This window comes from Isoptericola sp. NPDC055063 (assembly GCF_053608125.1).
Genome location: NZ_JBSGUW010000012.1, coordinates 22,151 through 37,191, shown reverse-complemented (window position 1 = coordinate 37,191; position 15,041 = coordinate 22,151). Strand labels below are relative to the sequence as shown.

Below are 15,041 nucleotides of genomic sequence, written 5' to 3'. Positions count from 1 at the left end.
ACGCCCGTGACCAGCCTCCGAGCCGTGCTGTTCGACCTCGACGGCGTGCTCACCCCGACCGCCGAGGTGCACATGCGGGCGTGGGAGCGCCTGTTCGCGCCGTACTGCCAGGAGCGCGCCCTCGCGCCGTACACGTCCGCGGACTACTTCGCGCACATCGACGGCAAGCCCCGGTACGACGGCGTGGCCGCGTTCCTCGCCTCGCGCGGCGTCGAGCTGCCGCGCGGCACGGCGGACGACGCACCCGGCGAGGACACGGTGAGCGCGCTCGGCAACCGCAAGGACGCCATCGTCAACCGCATGTTCGCCGAGGAGGGCATCGCGCCCTACCCGGGCTCGGTGCGCTTCCTCGACGCCGTGACGGCGGCGGGGGCGCAGGTGGCCGTGGTCTCGTCGTCGCGCAACACCCCCGCGGTGCTCGCCGCGGCGGGGCTCGCGGACCGGTTCGACGTCGTCGTGGACGGCAACGTCGCGGCCCGCGAGCAGCTGGCCGGCAAGCCCGCCCCCGACACGTACCTGCGCGCCGCCGAGCTCCTCGGCGTGCCGGCGGAGCAGTCCGTCGTCGTGGAGGACGCGCTGTCCGGCGTGCAGGCCGGGGCCGCGGGCCCGTTCGGCCTCGTGCTGGGCGTCGACCGGGGCGTGGGCGCGCAGGCGCTCGCCGCGCACGGCGCGGACCGGGTGGTCGCCGACCTCGGCGAGCTGGACGCGTCGATCCTCGACGCGCCCGCCGACCGTGACGACGAGAACGACGAGCGCACGCAGCAGGGGGACCAGGCATGATCAAGCGCACCGCCGACGAGCAGCGTTCCGTGGACCGGATGCGCTTCCCGGCCGAGCCGTGGCGGCTCGTCGAGGCCGAGTTCTCCGCCGAGGACCTCGGGGTCACCGAGTCCCTGTTCGCGGTGGCGAACGGCTACCTCGGGATGCGCGGCAACGTCGAGGAGGGGCGCGAGTCCCACGCCCACGGCACGTTCGTCAACGGGTTCCACGAGACGTGGCCGATCCACCACGCCGAGGAGGCGTACGGCTTCGCCAAGGTGGGCCAGACGATCGTCAACGCCCCGGACACCAAGGTGATCCGGCTGTACGTCGACGACGAGCCGCTGCTCCTGCCCGTGGCGGACCTCATCGACTACGAGCGCGCCCTCGACCTGCGCGACGGCGTGCTGCGGCGCGAGATCCTGTGGCGCACCCCGTCGGGCAAGCGGGTCAAGGTCAGCTCCGAGCGCATGGTGTCGTTCGTCGAACGGCACCTGGCCGTGATGACGTTCGAGGTCACCCTGCTCGACGCCGACGCCCCGGTCGCGATCTCCTCGCAGATCCTCAACCGCCAGGACGGGCAGGACGAGTACCACGTGCCGGCCGCGTCCCTCGGCGAGGGCTTCGACCCGCGCAAGGCGGAGGCGTTCGCAGGCCGAGTGCTGCAGCCGCAGACCCGGTGGGGCGACGACGAGCGCCTGGTCCTGTCCTACCGGTGCTCCAACTCGGGCATGACCCTCGCCGTCGCCGCCGACCACCGTCTCGAGACCGCGGACGAGTGGGACGTGCGCACGCAGGTGGACGACGACCTCGCCAAGCACGTGTTCCGCGTGGACGCGAAGGCGGGCCACCCGATCCGCCTCACCAAGGTGGTCACCTACCACACGTCCCGCGGCGTGCCCACGCGCGAGCTCGTCGACCGCTGCCGCCGCACCCTCGACCGGGTGCGCGCGGGCGGCGTCCAGGCGCAGCTCGACCACCAGCGGCAGTGGCTGGACGACTTCTGGACCCGGTCCGACGTCGAGATCCCCGGGAAGCCGGAGATCCAGCAGGCGGTGCGCTGGAACATCTTCCAGCTCGCGCAGGCCACGGCGCGTGCGGAGGGCTCGGGCGTCCCGGCGAAGGGGCTGACGGGCAGCGGCTACGGCGGCCACTACTTCTGGGACACGGAGGTCTACGTCCTCCCGTTCCTCACCTACACGAGCCCGCGGTACGCCCGCAACGCGCTGCGCTTCCGCTACCAGATGCTCGACGCCGCCCGCCGCCGCGCGCACGAGCTGTCGCAGAAGGGCGCCCTGTTCCCGTGGCGCACCATCAACGGCGAGGAGGCGTCCGCCTACTACGCGGCGGGCACGGCGCAGTACCACATCGACGCCGACATCAGCTTCGCGCTGGTGCAGTACGTGCGTGCCACGGGCGACACGGACTTCATGCGCCGCGAGGGGGTCGACGTCCTCGTCGAGACCGCCCGCATGTGGGAGGACCTCGGCTTCTGGCGCGCGAACGGCGACGACAACTTCCACATCCACGGCGTCACCGGCCCGGACGAGTACACGACCGTCGTCAACGACAACCTCTTCACCAACGTCATGGCGCGGTTCAACCTGCGCGCCGCGGCGTACGTCGTGGAGCGGATCCACGAGGAGTACCCGGAGGACTACGCGCGCCTCGCCGACCGGCTCTCGCTCGGCGTCCACGAGACCACCGAGTGGCGCCGCGCCGCCGACCACATGTCTATCCCGTACGCCGAGAGCATCGGCATCCACCCGCAGGACTCGCACTTCCTCGAGCGGGAGATCTGGGACCTCGCGGCGACGCCGGTCACCAAGCGGCCGCTCCTGCTGCACTACCACCCGCTGGTCATCTACCGGTACCAGGTGCTCAAGCAGGCGGACGTCGTGCTGGCGCTCTTCCTGCAGGGGCAGCACTTCACGCCGGAGGAGAAGCTCGCCGACTTCGAGTACTACGACCCGCTGACCACGGGGGACTCGACGCTGTCGGGCGTCGTGCAGTCGATCGTCGCGGCCGAGGTCGGCTACCACGAGCTCGCGCTGGAGTACTTCGTCTCCTCGCTGCTCGTGGACCTGGCGAACCTGCACGACAACGCGTCGGACGGCGTGCACGTCGCGTCGGCGGGCGGCACCTGGTCGGCGCTGGCCTTCGGGTTCGGCGGCATGCGCGACCACGACGGCGTCCTGACCTTCGACCCGCGCCTGCCGCAGGGCTGGGACGAGCTGACGTTCCGCGTGATGTGGCACGGCTCGCGGCTGCGCGTCACCGTGCGCACCGAGGAGCTCGAGCTCACGGCCGAGACGGGCGAGGGCGCGGAGGTCTCCGTGCGGGGCGAGCGGGTGAAGGCCTCCCCGGGCGAGCCCGTGCGCGTCCCGCTCGACGGGCAGGGCCCCGTGCGCCCGGGCCGCCCGAGCCTGCGCGCGCTGTCCGGCAACCGCCGCGACGACGGCACCCTCATCACCGCGACGGTGCCCCACTCCTGACCGAGTGTTGTGAGCGGGCGTTTGGCCCCGTCTCGGACACGAGACGGGGCCAAACGCCCGCTCACAACAGCCTCAGGCGAGGCGGTCGCGGAGAAAGGTCCAGGCGAGGGCGGCCATGTGCGCGGCCTGGGCGTTGTTGGCCGCGCCGCCGTGCCCGCCCTCGACGTTCTCGTAGGACGTGACGTCGGCGCCCGCCGCCAGCATCAGCGCGGCGAGCTTGCGCGCGTGGCCGGGGTGCACGCGGTCGTCCTTGGTCGACGTCGTGAACAGCACCGGCGGGTAGGCGCGGCCCGCGTCGAACAGGTGGTACGGCGAGAAGGTCCGCACGAACTCCCAGTCGTCCGTGTCCGGGTCGCCGTACTCGGCCATCCACGACGCGCCGGCCAGCAGGTGCGAGTACCGCTTCATGTCCAGCAGCGGCACCTGCACCACGACGGCTCCGAACAGGTCGGGGTACTGCGTGAGCATGTTGCCCGCCAGCAGCCCGCCGTTGGAGCCGCCCTGCGCGCCGAGGTGGGCGGGCGTGGTGATGCCGCGGGCCACGAGGTCGCGCGCGACGGCGGCGAAGTCCTCGTACGCCCGGTGCCGGTTCTCCCGCAGGGCCGCCTGGTGCCACGCCGGGCCGTACTCGCCGCCGCCGCGGATGTTCGCGACCACGTACACGCCGCCGTCGGCGAGCCAGGCGCGGCCCACCGTGCCGGAGTACCCGGGCAGCAGCGGGATCTCGAAGCCGCCGTACCCGTACAGCAGGGTGGGTGCCGTGCCGCCCGCCTCCGGGTCGGCGGGGCGCACCAGGTCCTCGCGGCCCACGACGAAGTACGGCACGCGGGTCCCGTCCGGAGACGTGGCGAAGTGCTGGTCCGCGACCATGCCTGCGGCGTCGAAGAACGCCGGCGCGGACTTCAGCACCTCGGGCTCCGGCTGCTCGGTGGCCGCGCCCGGCCCGGCGACGGTCGTCAGGGCGAGGGTCGACGGCGTGAGGTAGCCCGTGGTCGTGACCCACACGTCGTCGCTGTCGAGGGCGTCCACGGCGCGCACCCCGACGGTCAGCAGCCCGCCGCCCAGCGGCAGCTCGGAGCGGGTCCACGCGACGCCGGGGGCGGCGTCGGCGGGCGGGGTGAGCACGTGCACCGCGTTCTTCACGTCGTCGAGGACGTTGACGACCAGGTGGTGGCGCGTCCAGGACGCCCCGACCAGGGAGGTCGACGACGTGGGCGCGAAGAGCACGGTGAGGTCGCGCGCGCCGGCGAGGAACGCGTCGGCGGGCGCCGCGAGCAGGGAGCCGGCGGCGTAGGTGCGGTCGGGGCCGTCGGAGGACGGCACGGTCCAGTCGTCGCGCAGCTCGACGAGCAGCCACTCGCGGTGGAAGCCGACCTCGGCGGACTCGGGCACGTCGACCTTGACCAGGCGCTGGTCCCGCGTCCCGACGGCCTCGACGAGGTACGTCTCCGACCGGTAGAACGCGATGGAACGGGTCACGACGTCCCGCTCGAAGCCCGGCGTACGGGACCGCCGGGCGGAGATGTACATGTCCTCGGCCGTGCCCTCGTAGACCGTGGCGGCGTCCTCGAGCGGGGTGCCGCGGCGCCAGAGCCGCGCGATGCGGGGGTAGCCGGACGAGGAGGTCGTGCCGGGCCCGAAGTCGGTGAACACGTACACGGTGTCCTCGTCCGCCCAGGCGAGCCCGCCCTTGGCGCCGGTGCGGCCGTCGGCCCGCGCGGTGTCGCGCTCGAAGCCGCCCTCGGCCGCCGGCACGAACCGCTTGGCCACGAGGTCGAACTCGCGCGTGACGTCGGCGTCGGAGCCGCCGGGGGAGAGGTCCACCAGGGCGCGGCGCCACGGCTCGCCGGCCGCGAGCTGCTCGGGCGTCGGTCGCAGGAGCGACGCGCCGTGCCACACCCAGCTCTCGCCCTCGGCCTCCGCGAGGGCGTCGAGGTCGAGGACCGTCTCCCAGTCGGGCGCGTCGGTGCGGTAGGAGTCGGGGGTGGTGCGGCGCCACAGGCCGCGCTCGTGCGCGGCGTCGCGCCAGAAGTTGTACAGGTGGTCGCCGATCCGCGACACGTCGGGGATGCGGTCGTCGGAGTCCAGCACCTCGCGGACCGCGGCCTGCGTCGCCTCGAACCCGGGTGCGGCGCCGACCGTCGCGTGCGCGTGGTCGTTGCGCTCGCGCACCCACGCCAGCGCGGCCTCGCCCTCGACCTCCTCGAGCCATGCGAACGGGTCGGGCGCAGCCGGATCGAGCGGGGTGTCGAGCGGGGTCGGCGGGGCGTCGGTGGGTGCGGTCGCGGTGCGCTCGGCGGTCATGCTCGGCACCCTAGCCGCAGCTCCCGCCGGGGCTCGGCGCGCGGGCGGCACGGCCCCTTTCACCCGCGGGTCGCTCATGGTAGAAACTCCTGGTCAGAGCAGTAAATCCGGTATGGACGTTCCGAGAGACCCGTCCCTTTCCACCCCCGGGGGTGCGGTGCGCACGACGACCACCGCCGGCACGCGCACGACGCGCCTGCCGGCCCTGATCTGCGCCGCGCTGGCCATGGCGTGCGTCCTCGCCGGGCCGGCGCTCGCCGACCGGCTGACCGCCGCCGGCACGTGGGGGCTGGCCGGCGCCGCCGCCCTCCTGGTCGTCCTCGCGACCGCGCTGCTGGCGGGCGCCGCCCGGCGCGCCGAGGCCGCGCGCCGGGCGCTGCAGGCTGAGGGTGTCGTCCGGGCCGCCGACCTCGCCGCGTCCGCCCGCGCCCTGGAGGACGCGACGGCCGAGCTGGCGCGCACGCGCGCGGCCCGCGACGACGAGCGGTCCGCCGTCGAGACCGCGGTCGTCGCGCTGGGCCGCAAGGTGCAGGCGTCCGCGCACCGCATCCAGGAGGAGTCGGCGCGCACCGTCCAGCGGCACGCGGCCGACCCGGACGTGCTCCAGACGGCGATGCGGATCGACCACGCCGCCGCCCAGCACGCCCGCCAGGCGCAGAACCTCGTGGCGCTGTGCGGCCGCCGCCCCGGGCAGACCTGGGACGACCCGCTGCCGCTGCCCGACGTCGTCCGCGCCGCCGCGGGCCGCATCACCGCGTTCCAGCGCGTGGAGGTCTCCGGCGACCCGGGCCTGGCGGTGGTCGGCCGCGCCGTCGAGCCGGTCGTGCACGTGGTGGCCGAGCTGCTCGCCAACGCCACGCAGTGCTCCCCGCCGAGCACGCAGGTGCTCGTCGCCGTCCGGCAGGTGCAGCGCGGCGCCGTCATCGAGATCGACGACTGCGGCGTGGGCATGGAGACCCGCGAGCTCGAGCGCGTGCGCGCGGTGGCGTCCGGCGCGCGCCCCGTCGGGATCGCCGACCTCGGCGAGGTGCCGCAGACCGGCCTGGCGGTGGTCGGGTCGTACGCTCGTGCGCTCGACCTGCGCGTCGACCTCATGGAGTCCGTCTACGGCGGACTGCGCGCCGTCGTCCTCGTCCCCGGCGACCTGACCACCGCGGTCGCCGCCGCGCCCGACACCCTCGCCCCCAGCGTGGACGACGCCTGGCCGGAGCGGCCGCGCGACGCCGTGCCCGTCGTGCGGGACGACACCGCGCCCGACGCCGCCGCTCCGGACGCCGCCGTGCCCGAGCAGGCGACCCCCGACGCCGCGCCCGTGCTGCCACAGCGGCGCGCGCGCCGCGGCGACGCGGCCACCGGTGCCCAGCGGGTGGTCGACCGCGCCCCCGACGCCGCCACCGCTGCTCCCGACGCCCCCGACCAGTCGGCCGAGGAGGCCGGCGCCTGGATCGGCGCGTTCTTCGCCGCGGCCCCGGCCACGGCTGACAGCCCCGCCCACGACACGCCGTCGTCCGCCGAGCCGGACGCGAACCCGGAGGACTCATGACCACCCAGACCACCGGCGCGACGCCGACCCCGGCCGCGCATCCGGACAGCTGGATGCTCGACCTGGTGGCGGGGGTGCGCGGGGTGCGGCACGTCGTGGTCCTCAGCTCCGACGGCCTGGTGAAGGTCCGCACCGACGTCACGGAACCCGACACGGCGGACAAGGTCGCCGCCGCGTGCGCGGGCCTCGTCGCCCTCGGCACGAGCATGGGCCGCGAGTTCGGCGCCGGCGACCGGCTGCGCCAGGTGCTCGTGGAGTTCGAGGGCGGCTTCCTCTTCGTGCGCCGCGCGGGCGACGGGTCGCGGCTCGCCGTCGTCACCGACGCGTCCGTGGACCCGGGGCTGGTGGCGCAGCAGATGCAGGCGCAGGTGCTCATGATCGGCGAGCGCACCCTCGGCACCGACGTGCTGCGCCCCGCCGAGCCCGGGGAGACGCGATGACGGACGGCTTCCGCGACCACCCGGTGCGCTCGTACGTCCTGACGGGCGGGCGCGCGCACCCCAGCCGCAACACGCTGCGGCCCGAGACGCTGCTGTGCGCCGTCGACGACGGGCGCGAGCTGCCCCGCGGGGCCGGCCGGCACGAGCGCGCCCTCCTCGCGACGTGCCGCGGCACGCTGTCCCTCGCGGAGCTCGCCGCGTACCTGCGGCTGCCCACGAGCCTCGTCGCCGTGCTGGCCTCCGACCTGCTCGACGCCGGGTACCTCGCGGTCCGCTCGCCGCAGAGCGCGGTCGGCCTGGACGTGCTGGAGGAGGTCCTCGATGGTCTCCGACGCTTCTGAGCGGGGCGCGGCGGACGGTGCGACGGACGGTGCAGGGAAGGGCGCGGCGCGGCACCTGGCCGCCACCGTCGAGCGGTCGGTCAAGGTGCTCGTCGTGGGCGCCTACGGCGTCGGCAAGACGACCCTCATCGGCGCGGTGAGCGAGGTGCCCGTGCTCACCACGGAGGAGGAGATCACGGCCGCCAGCGTGGGCGTCGACCCCCGCCTCGGCGCGAAGTCGACCACCACGGTGGCGATGGACTTCGGCCGCGTGACGGTGGGCGGCACGACGGCGCTCTACCTGTTCGGCACGCCGGGCCAGAAGCGCTTCTGGGACCTGTGGGCGGGCCTCGCGGACGGCGCGGTCGGGGCGCTCGTCGTCGTGGACACGCGGCGCCTGGAGGACAGCTTCGAGGTGCTGGACCAGCTCGAGGAGCACACGGAGCTGCCCGTGGCCGTGGTGGTCAACGAGTTCCCCGGCGCGCCGCGGCACTCGACCGACGCGGTGCGGGCGGCGCTCGACCTGCCGCCGGGCACCCCGGTGGTGACGGGCGACCTGCGCGAGCGGCGCCAGGCCGTGGAGGCCCTCAAGGCGCTGGTCGCGCACGCGGTGCGGCTCGCGGGCGGGAGCGCGGCCGCGTGAGCCTCACGGGTGCCGTGCGGGTCGTGCCGCTGGAGGAGGTCGCCGACCGGCCGCTCCTGGCCGACCTGGCGGGCGCGCCCGACCCGGCCGAGCGGTACGAGGCCCTGCGCTCCCGCTGGGGCTCGCTCGCGCCCGTCGACCTCGAGCCCGGCGTGCCGGCGTGGCTCGCGCTGGGGCACGCCGAGGTGTCCGCCGTGCTGCGCAACGAGGCCCTGTTCACGCGCGACGCGCGGCGCTGGCGCTACGAGGCCGAGCGCATGGTCGCCTGGCGCTCGCCCACGCGGGCGGTCCTCGCCCCGCGCGACAGCGCCCACGACCGCGACGGCGACCAGCACCGCCGCCTGCGCACGCCGCTGGCCGACGCCCTCGACGCCGTCGAGGAGAAGCGGGTGGCGCGGACCGTCGACGTGGCGTGCACCTCGGTCCTGGACCGGCTGGCCGCGCGCGGCAGCGCCGACATGGTGGCCGAGTACGCCGTCGATGTCCCCGTGCGGGTGCTCGCCGACCTGCTGGGCATGACGCTCGCGGACGCGCGCCGCCTGCACCAGCTCACCGTCGTCCAGCGCGCCGGCACCGCGGACTCGTTCGCGGCGTCCGAGGAGGCCGAGGACCTGCTGGCGGGCTTCGTCGCCGCCCGGCGGGCCGAGCCGAGCGACGACCTCACGTCCGCGCTGCTGGCGCACCCGGCCCACGAGAACGACCTCGAGGTGATGGGCGCCGTCGGCCTGGTCTTCGCCACCGCCCACGACGCGGAGATCGCGTGGATCGCGACCGCCCTCCAGCGCCTGCTCGCGGACCCCGGGTTCGCGGCGCGGCTGCACGGCGGCCGCATCTCGCTGGACGACGCCCTCGACGAGGTCGCCCGCGACGCGCCGCCGCTGCCGCACCTGCGGCCCCGCTACGCCCTCGCGGACTGCGAGCTGGGCGGGCAGGCCGTGGCGGCCGGCGACGCCGTCGTGCCCGCCGTCGCGGCGGCGAACGCGGACCGCGCGGTGCGGGCGGCCGACCCGTGGGAGCAGGTCGACGCCCGGTTCCACCTGACGTGGGGGACGGGCGCGCACGCCTGCCCGGCGCACCGCACCGCGCCGCTGATCACGCGGACGGTCGTCGGGCACTTCCTGGCCCGGGTCGCCGACATGGAGCTGACGGCGCCGCGGGTCGACGTCGTGCCGGTGCGCTCGGCGTGGGTGCGCCACCCGGCCGAGCTCCCGGTCCGCTTCCGCTGACCGGCGGCCCGCGCGGGGGTGTCAGGCGCCCTGGCCGACCCGCCGGCGGAGCGTGGCGGACAGGTGCCGGTACGCCCGGGGGTCCACCGGCAGGAGCCACTGGCCGGCGCGGGTGGCGGCCGGCAGGCGCAGGTCCAGGTCGTCGAGCATCTCGTCGATCTGGTGCAGCGAGAACGGGATGACGTTGGTGCCGCGGGCGTGCTTGCCCTCGGTGCGCTTCTCCATCCAGTCCACGCGGTTGGTCACGTGCTCGCGGCGCACCTGGATCGGCGGCACCCGCACCGCGCCGGCCAGGAGGGCGGCGGTCCACAGGGCGCCGACCTCCGCCGACAGCGGGCTGAACAGCGACGAGTTGTACCCGGCGAACGTCAGGTGCGGCACGTCGTGCGGGAGCACCTGGCGGTAGAGCTGGAAGTTGCCGCGGTCGTCGAGCAGGCGGGCCTGCAGGTCGTCGTCGAGGAACGGCACGCGCTGGTGGAAGCCGGTGCCGCACACGACGAGGTCCGCGGGCACGGTGGTGCCGTCGTCGAGCACGGCGACCGGCGCGCCGTCGTCGTCGGTGGCCAGGCGCTCGATCTCGGCGTCGCGGTGGACGCGGATGGCGCCGTCGGCGACCTGGTCGAAGAACCCGTCGGTGGCGAGCGACACGGTGGAGCGGGCGATGTCGGCGAACTCGCCGCGGGGCACGAGGCCCAGCTCCTTGAGGTGCAGCTGCTTGGTGGAGACCGAGCCCACGCTGCCCAGCATGGACTTGCGGACGCCGTCGCCGGGGCCGTGCAGGAACCGCTCCATGCCGCCCGAGACGGTCTGATAGCGGAACAGGCCCTCGCCCATCCGCGTGAGCAGCAGGTACTTGTAGTTGAGCGCGTTGCCGAGCCGCTTGGGCAGCTTCCACAGCAGGTGGCGCGCGACGACGTGGGTGCTCGCGGCGACGGGACCGACCTCCGCGGCGACGTCGCAGGCCGACTTGCCGTAGCCGACGACGACGACGTGCTTCCCGCGCGCGTCCTCGAGCGACGTGAGCTGGCTGGCCGCGACGACCTTGCCGCCCGCACGCATGAGCTGCGCCAGACCCTCGAAGCGGGGGATCACGGGGTCGGAGAAGATGCCGTTCGCGACGACGACGTGGTCGAACGGCTCGGGGTCGCCCACGGGCTCGCCCGCCCGGCGCGCGGTGACCAGCCAGCCGTCCTCGGCCGCCGTGAGCTCGGCGTGGACCACCTCGGTGGACAGGCGCAGGGCCGGGCGCAGGTCGTGCAGGTCGACGTACCGCTCGAGGTAGGCCTGCACCTGCTCGCCGCTGGGCCACTCGGGGTAGTCCTTCGGCATGGGCAGGTCGGAGAAGGCGTACGAGCCCTTGTTGTTCTGGGTGGTGAGCCCGGAGTAGCGGCGGCTGGCGCTCCAGACGCCGCCGACGTCGGGGGCCTTGTCGAGCACGGTCACGTCGTGCCCGAACTCGCGGAGCACCTTGGCACTGGCCAGGCCGGCGAAGCCGGCGCCGACGACGGCGATCTTCATGAGCGTCCTTGCGGTCGGTCGGGTGGGGATCGGACGAGGGGCCAAATCGCCAGAATCGTAGCGGTTCGGACAGCGCAGGAACAGGTCTTCCCGCAGGTCGGGCGGCCGGGGCCGCCCGACCCGGCCCGTGTCGGCGGCACGCGGCAAGATGGGCCCGTGACGGACACCGAGAACACCGCGCCGGACACCGCGCCCGACAGCACGCTCGACAGCACCCTCGACGAGGCCTCCGCCCAGCGCCGCTGGGCGGAGCTGGTCGCGCTGGTGGAGGCCGACCAGCGCGCCTACTACGAGGACGACGCCCCGCGGGTGTCCGACGCCGAGTACGACGCGCGGATGCACGAGCTGGCGGCGATCGAGGCCGCGCACCCCGCGCTGCAGACGCCCGAGTCCCCGACGCAGCGGGTGGGTGGCGCGGCCGCGGGCGGCTTTGCCACGGTGGAGCACGTCGAGCGCATGCTGAGCCTCGACAACGTGTTCTCGGTCGAGGAGCTGCGCGCCTGGGACGCGCGCGTGGCCCGCGACCTCGGCGCCGAGCACGTCGGGTACCTGTCCGAGGTGAAGATCGACGGTCTCGCGATCGCCCTGCTGTACGAGAAGGGCCGCCTGGTGCGCGCGGCGACCCGCGGGGACGGCCGCACGGGCGAGGACGTCACGCAGAACGCGCTGCGGATCGCCGACATCCCGCGGCGCCTCGCCGGCGACGGCCACCCCGACCTGGTCGAGATCCGCGGCGAGGTCTTCATCCCGGTCGCGGCGTTCGAGCGCCTCAACGCGCTGCAGGCGCAGCTGCGCGACCGCGTGGTGGTGGAGTCCCGCCAGCGGCACGACGGCCGGGCGACGTCCGCGCGCCCGTTCGACGAGGAGCGCGCCCGCGTCGCCGCGCTGCGCCGCTTCCCGCAGTTCGCGAACCCGCGCAACGCGGCGGCCGGCGGCCTGCGCCAGCTGCTCGACAAGAAGGACGGCATGGAGCTCGAGGCGGGCGTCGCCCGCGTGGAGTCGCTGCGCCTGTACGTGCACGGGATCGGCGCGCTGCAGTGGACGGCCGGCGAGCACACGGAGCTGGCGCGGCAGTCGGAGGCGTACGAGCACTTCGCGCGCTGGGGGCTGCCGGTCTCGCCGCACAACCGCGTGGTCGAGGGGATCGACGGCGTCGTCGAGATGATCGAGTGGTTCGGCGCCCACCGCCACGACATCGAGCACGAGCTGGACGGCATCGTCGTCAAGGTCGACGCCCTCGCGGACCAGCAGCGGCTCGGCGCGACGAGCCGCGCGCCCCGCTGGGCCATCGCCTACAAGTACCCGCCGGAGGAGGTCACCACCCGCCTGCTCGCCATCCAGGTGGGCGTCGGCCGCACGGGTCGCGCCACCCCGTACGCGGTGATGGAGCCGGTCCTGGTGGCGGGCTCCACGGTGCGGCAGGCCACGCTGCACAACCAGGACGTGGTGAAGGCCAAGGGCGTGCGCATCGGCGACATGGTCGTGCTGCGCAAGGCCGGCGACGTCATCCCCGAGATCCTCGGCCCCGTCACCGCCCTGGCCGACGACGGCTACCCGCGCGAGGACTTCGTCATGCCCGAGCGGTGCCCGGAGTGCGGCACCCCGCTGCGGCCGATGAAGGAGGGCGACGTCGACCTGCGCTGCCCCAACGCCGAGACCTGCCCGGCGCAGGTGCGCGGCCGGGTGGAGCACATCGGGTCGCGCGGCGGCCTGGACGTCGAGGCGCTCGGCGAGGTGACGGCGTCCGCGCTCACCCAGCCCGAGGTCCCCGAGGTCCCGCCCCTGCGCACCGAGGCCGGCCTGTTCGACCTCACGCTGGAGCAGCTGCTGCCCATCGAGGTCGTGGTGCGCGACGCCGAGACGGGACTGCCCACCGTCGACGAGAACGGGGTCGCGCGGCGCCGGACGCCGTTCCGCAAGAAGGTCACGTACACCAAGGCGCGGCGCGCCGACGCCGAGGCGGCGGGGGAGGAGCTGCCCGAGCTCGAGCCGACGGCCGCCGCCACCAAGCTCCTCGAGGAGCTGGAGCTCGCCAAGACCAAGGACCTCTGGCGGATCCTGGTCAGCCTCAACATCCGCCACGTCGGACCGGTCGCGGCCCGGGCGCTCGCGGGCTGGTTCGGCTCGCTGGACGCGATCCGGGCGGCGTCGCGCGAGGAGCTGGCGGCCGTCGAGGGCGTGGGCACGATCATCGCCGACGCGCTCCTGGCCTGGTTCGACGTCGAGTGGCACCGCGAGATCGTCGACCGCTGGCAGGCCGCCGGGGTGCGCACCTGGATCCCCGACCACCCGGGCCCGGCGGCCATGGCCGCGAAGGCGGACGAGGCCCCGACGGGCCCGCTCGCCGGGCTGACGGTCGTGGTGACAGGGTCGCTCGAGGGGTACAGCCGCGACGGCGCCAAGGAGGCGATCCTCGCCGCAGGCGGCAAGGCGGCCGGGTCGGTCTCGAAGAAGACGGACTACGTGGTGGTGGGGGAGAACGCCGGGTCGAAGGCGGCCAAGGCGGAGGAGCTCGGCCTGCCCGTCCTCGACGAGGCCGCGTTCACGCGCCTGCTGGAGGGCGGTCCCGCCGCGCTCGGCGACACCGGCGGCGACACCGGCGAGGGCCCGGAGGGCGACGCGGACGAGCCCGGGGACGACTGACGCCCGCGGCTACGATGCGCGGGTGCCGGATTCCCTCGCCCCGAACCAGTCCTCCGCCCCGACCCTGACCCTGCGCGGCGCCCACCTCGTGGGCTCGGTGAACCTGCCGAGCGCGCGCGACACGCTGCGCACGGTCGCGACGCGGCTGGGCGCGCACGCCCGCCGCATCCCGGACGGCGAGGTGGGCGAGCGGTTCCACTGGATCCTCTTCCAGGGCGCGCGCTTCGAGGCGGTCGACGGCCTGACGCGCGTGGGCGAGGCACCGGTCGTCGTGGCCGGGTTCGACGTGCGGCCGCACGTGCTGGACGGCACGGTGCCGGCCGAGGAGCTGCGGTTCGGGCCGCTCGGGTACGCGGAGGCCGCGATCGCCTCCTATGCCGACTTCGTGGCGCTGCGGGCCGGGGGCGTGATCGCGCCGGGCACGCGGTTCCAGGTGTGCCTCCCGTCGCCGCTGGCCGCGGTGACGACGTTCGTCGCGCCCGCCGACCGCGCGGCGGTGCATCCGGTGTACGAGGCGGCGCTCGTACGTGAGCTCGAGGAGATCTGCGCGGCCGTGCCCGCCCCGGACCTCGCCGTGCAGGTGGACCTCGCCACCGAGTTCGCGTTCGTCGAGGGCGCGAACCTGGGCGGCGGCGCCGCGCGAGCCTGGTTCGACCGCGGCGCCGGCGGGGAGGAGGACGTCGTGGCGGGGTGTGCGGCCCGTGCGGCGCGGTTCGCGGCGCACGTGCCCGCCGACGTCCAGCTCGGCTTCCACCTCTGCTACGGCGACGTCGCGGAGAAGCACTTCGTCGAGCCGGCGGACACGGGCCACCTCGTCGCCATGGCGAACGCCCTGGTGACGGCCCTGCCGCGCCCGATCACGTGGGTGCACCTGCCGGTCCCGATCGACCGGGCCGACGTCGCCTACGTGGCGCCGCTCGCCGGCCTCGCGCTGGACGGGGCCACCGAGCTGTACCTCGGCGTGCTGCACCACGAGGACGGCGCCGAGGGCGCGTCCCGCCGGCTCGCGGCCGCCGCGCAGGTGCTCGGCGACCGCGTGGTCGGCGTCGCCACCGAGTGCGGGTTCGGCCGCGGCCCGTCCGAGCGCACGGCCGCGCTCCTGGACCTGCACGTCGAGGTGCTCGAGCGCTCGGCCTGACCCTGCGCGACG

At 75.1% G+C, this 15,041-nt stretch carries 11 protein-coding genes; 9 read left to right on the top strand and 2 right to left on the bottom strand.

Features of this window, described 5'->3' with window-relative positions; all coding sequences use genetic code 11:
* The first annotated feature begins 6 nt into the window (after positions 1-6).
* Both ACWF41_RS15225 and ACWF41_RS15220 read left to right on the top strand, forming a co-directional pair.
* Positions 7-780 carry an HAD family hydrolase gene (locus ACWF41_RS15225; RefSeq protein ID WP_380325580.1) on the top strand — a complete coding sequence of 258 codons (774 nt, stop codon included), beginning with the start codon at positions 7-9 and terminating at the stop codon, positions 778-780.
* The gene (locus ACWF41_RS15220) at positions 777-3,254 is read left to right on the top strand and encodes a glycoside hydrolase family 65 protein (RefSeq protein ID WP_380325584.1); all 2,478 of its coding nucleotides are present in this window, start codon (positions 777-779) and stop codon (positions 3,252-3,254) included. The genes ACWF41_RS15225 and ACWF41_RS15220 overlap by 4 nt, the downstream gene beginning before the upstream one ends.
* Positions 3,255-3,326: 72 nt before the next feature.
* Here the strand turns inward: ACWF41_RS15220 and ACWF41_RS15215 are convergent, their stop codons facing one another.
* The gene (locus ACWF41_RS15215) at positions 3,327-5,558 is read right to left on the bottom strand and encodes a prolyl oligopeptidase family serine peptidase (RefSeq protein WP_380327068.1); all 2,232 of its coding nucleotides are present in this window, start codon (positions 5,556-5,558) and stop codon (positions 3,327-3,329) included.
* A 157-nt stretch (positions 5,559-5,715) separates the two neighbouring features.
* On the opposite strand from ACWF41_RS15215, the gene ACWF41_RS15210 reads away from it, so the two are divergent.
* From ACWF41_RS15210 to ACWF41_RS15190, 5 genes are read left to right on the top strand one after another with little or no spacing between them, the layout of a single operon-like run.
* Positions 5,716-7,101: a histidine kinase gene (locus tag ACWF41_RS15210; RefSeq protein ID WP_380346999.1), complete on the top strand. Its 1,386-nt coding sequence runs from the start codon at positions 5,716-5,718 to the stop codon at positions 7,099-7,101.
* The gene (locus ACWF41_RS15205; RefSeq protein ID WP_380320754.1) at positions 7,098-7,541 is read left to right on the top strand and encodes a roadblock/LC7 domain-containing protein; all 444 of its coding nucleotides are present in this window, start codon (positions 7,098-7,100) and stop codon (positions 7,539-7,541) included. Before ACWF41_RS15210 ends, ACWF41_RS15205 begins: the two co-directional genes overlap by 4 nt.
* Positions 7,538-7,882, top strand: a complete 345-nt coding sequence (locus ACWF41_RS15200; protein ID WP_380320757.1) for a DUF742 domain-containing protein — start codon at positions 7,538-7,540, stop codon at positions 7,880-7,882. Before ACWF41_RS15205 ends, ACWF41_RS15200 begins: the two co-directional genes overlap by 4 nt.
* A complete protein-coding gene (locus ACWF41_RS15195) occupies positions 7,863-8,504 on the top strand; it encodes a GTP-binding protein (protein WP_380320760.1) in 642 nt (213 codons plus the stop codon). The genes ACWF41_RS15200 and ACWF41_RS15195 overlap by 20 nt, the downstream gene beginning before the upstream one ends.
* Positions 8,501-9,730 (top strand): cytochrome P450 family protein, encoded by a 1,230-nt coding sequence (locus ACWF41_RS15190; protein ID WP_380320763.1) that lies wholly within the window; start codon positions 8,501-8,503, stop codon positions 9,728-9,730. The genes ACWF41_RS15195 and ACWF41_RS15190 overlap by 4 nt, the downstream gene beginning before the upstream one ends.
* A 21-nt stretch (positions 9,731-9,751) precedes the next feature.
* Here the strand turns inward: ACWF41_RS15190 and ACWF41_RS15185 are convergent, their stop codons facing one another.
* Positions 9,752-11,248, bottom strand: coding sequence for a flavin-containing monooxygenase (locus tag ACWF41_RS15185; protein WP_380320766.1), 1,497 nt, complete (start codon positions 11,246-11,248; stop codon positions 9,752-9,754).
* A 156-nt stretch (positions 11,249-11,404) separates the two neighbouring features.
* Here ACWF41_RS15185 and ligA point away from each other — a divergent pair, with 156 nt between their 5' ends.
* Positions 11,405-13,891: an NAD-dependent DNA ligase LigA gene (gene ligA, locus ACWF41_RS15180; protein ID WP_380320769.1), complete on the top strand. Its 2,487-nt coding sequence runs from the start codon at positions 11,405-11,407 to the stop codon at positions 13,889-13,891.
* 22 nt (positions 13,892-13,913) lie between these two features.
* Entirely contained in the window at positions 13,914-15,029 is a 1,116-nt protein-coding gene (locus ACWF41_RS15175) for a hypothetical protein (RefSeq protein ID WP_380320772.1), read from the top strand.
* Positions 15,030-15,041: the final 12 nt, after the last annotated feature.

Excerpts from the sequence above, each read along its gene's own strand:
- ACWF41_RS15220 (WP_380325584.1), top strand. The coding sequence starts at position 777 with ATGATCAAGCGCACCGCCGACGAGCAGCGTTCCGTGGACCGGATGCGC.
- ACWF41_RS15215 (WP_380327068.1), bottom strand. The coding sequence starts at position 5,558 with ATGACCGCCGAGCGCACCGCGACCGCACCCACCGACGCCCCGCCGACC.
- ACWF41_RS15205 (WP_380320754.1), top strand. The coding sequence starts at position 7,098 with ATGACCACCCAGACCACCGGCGCGACGCCGACCCCGGCCGCGCATCCG.
- ACWF41_RS15200 (WP_380320757.1), top strand. The coding sequence starts at position 7,538 with ATGACGGACGGCTTCCGCGACCACCCGGTGCGCTCGTACGTCCTGACG.
- ACWF41_RS15195 (WP_380320760.1), top strand. The coding sequence starts at position 7,863 with ATGGTCTCCGACGCTTCTGAGCGGGGCGCGGCGGACGGTGCGACGGAC.
- ACWF41_RS15185 (WP_380320766.1), bottom strand. The coding sequence starts at position 11,248 with ATGAAGATCGCCGTCGTCGGCGCCGGCTTCGCCGGCCTGGCCAGTGCC.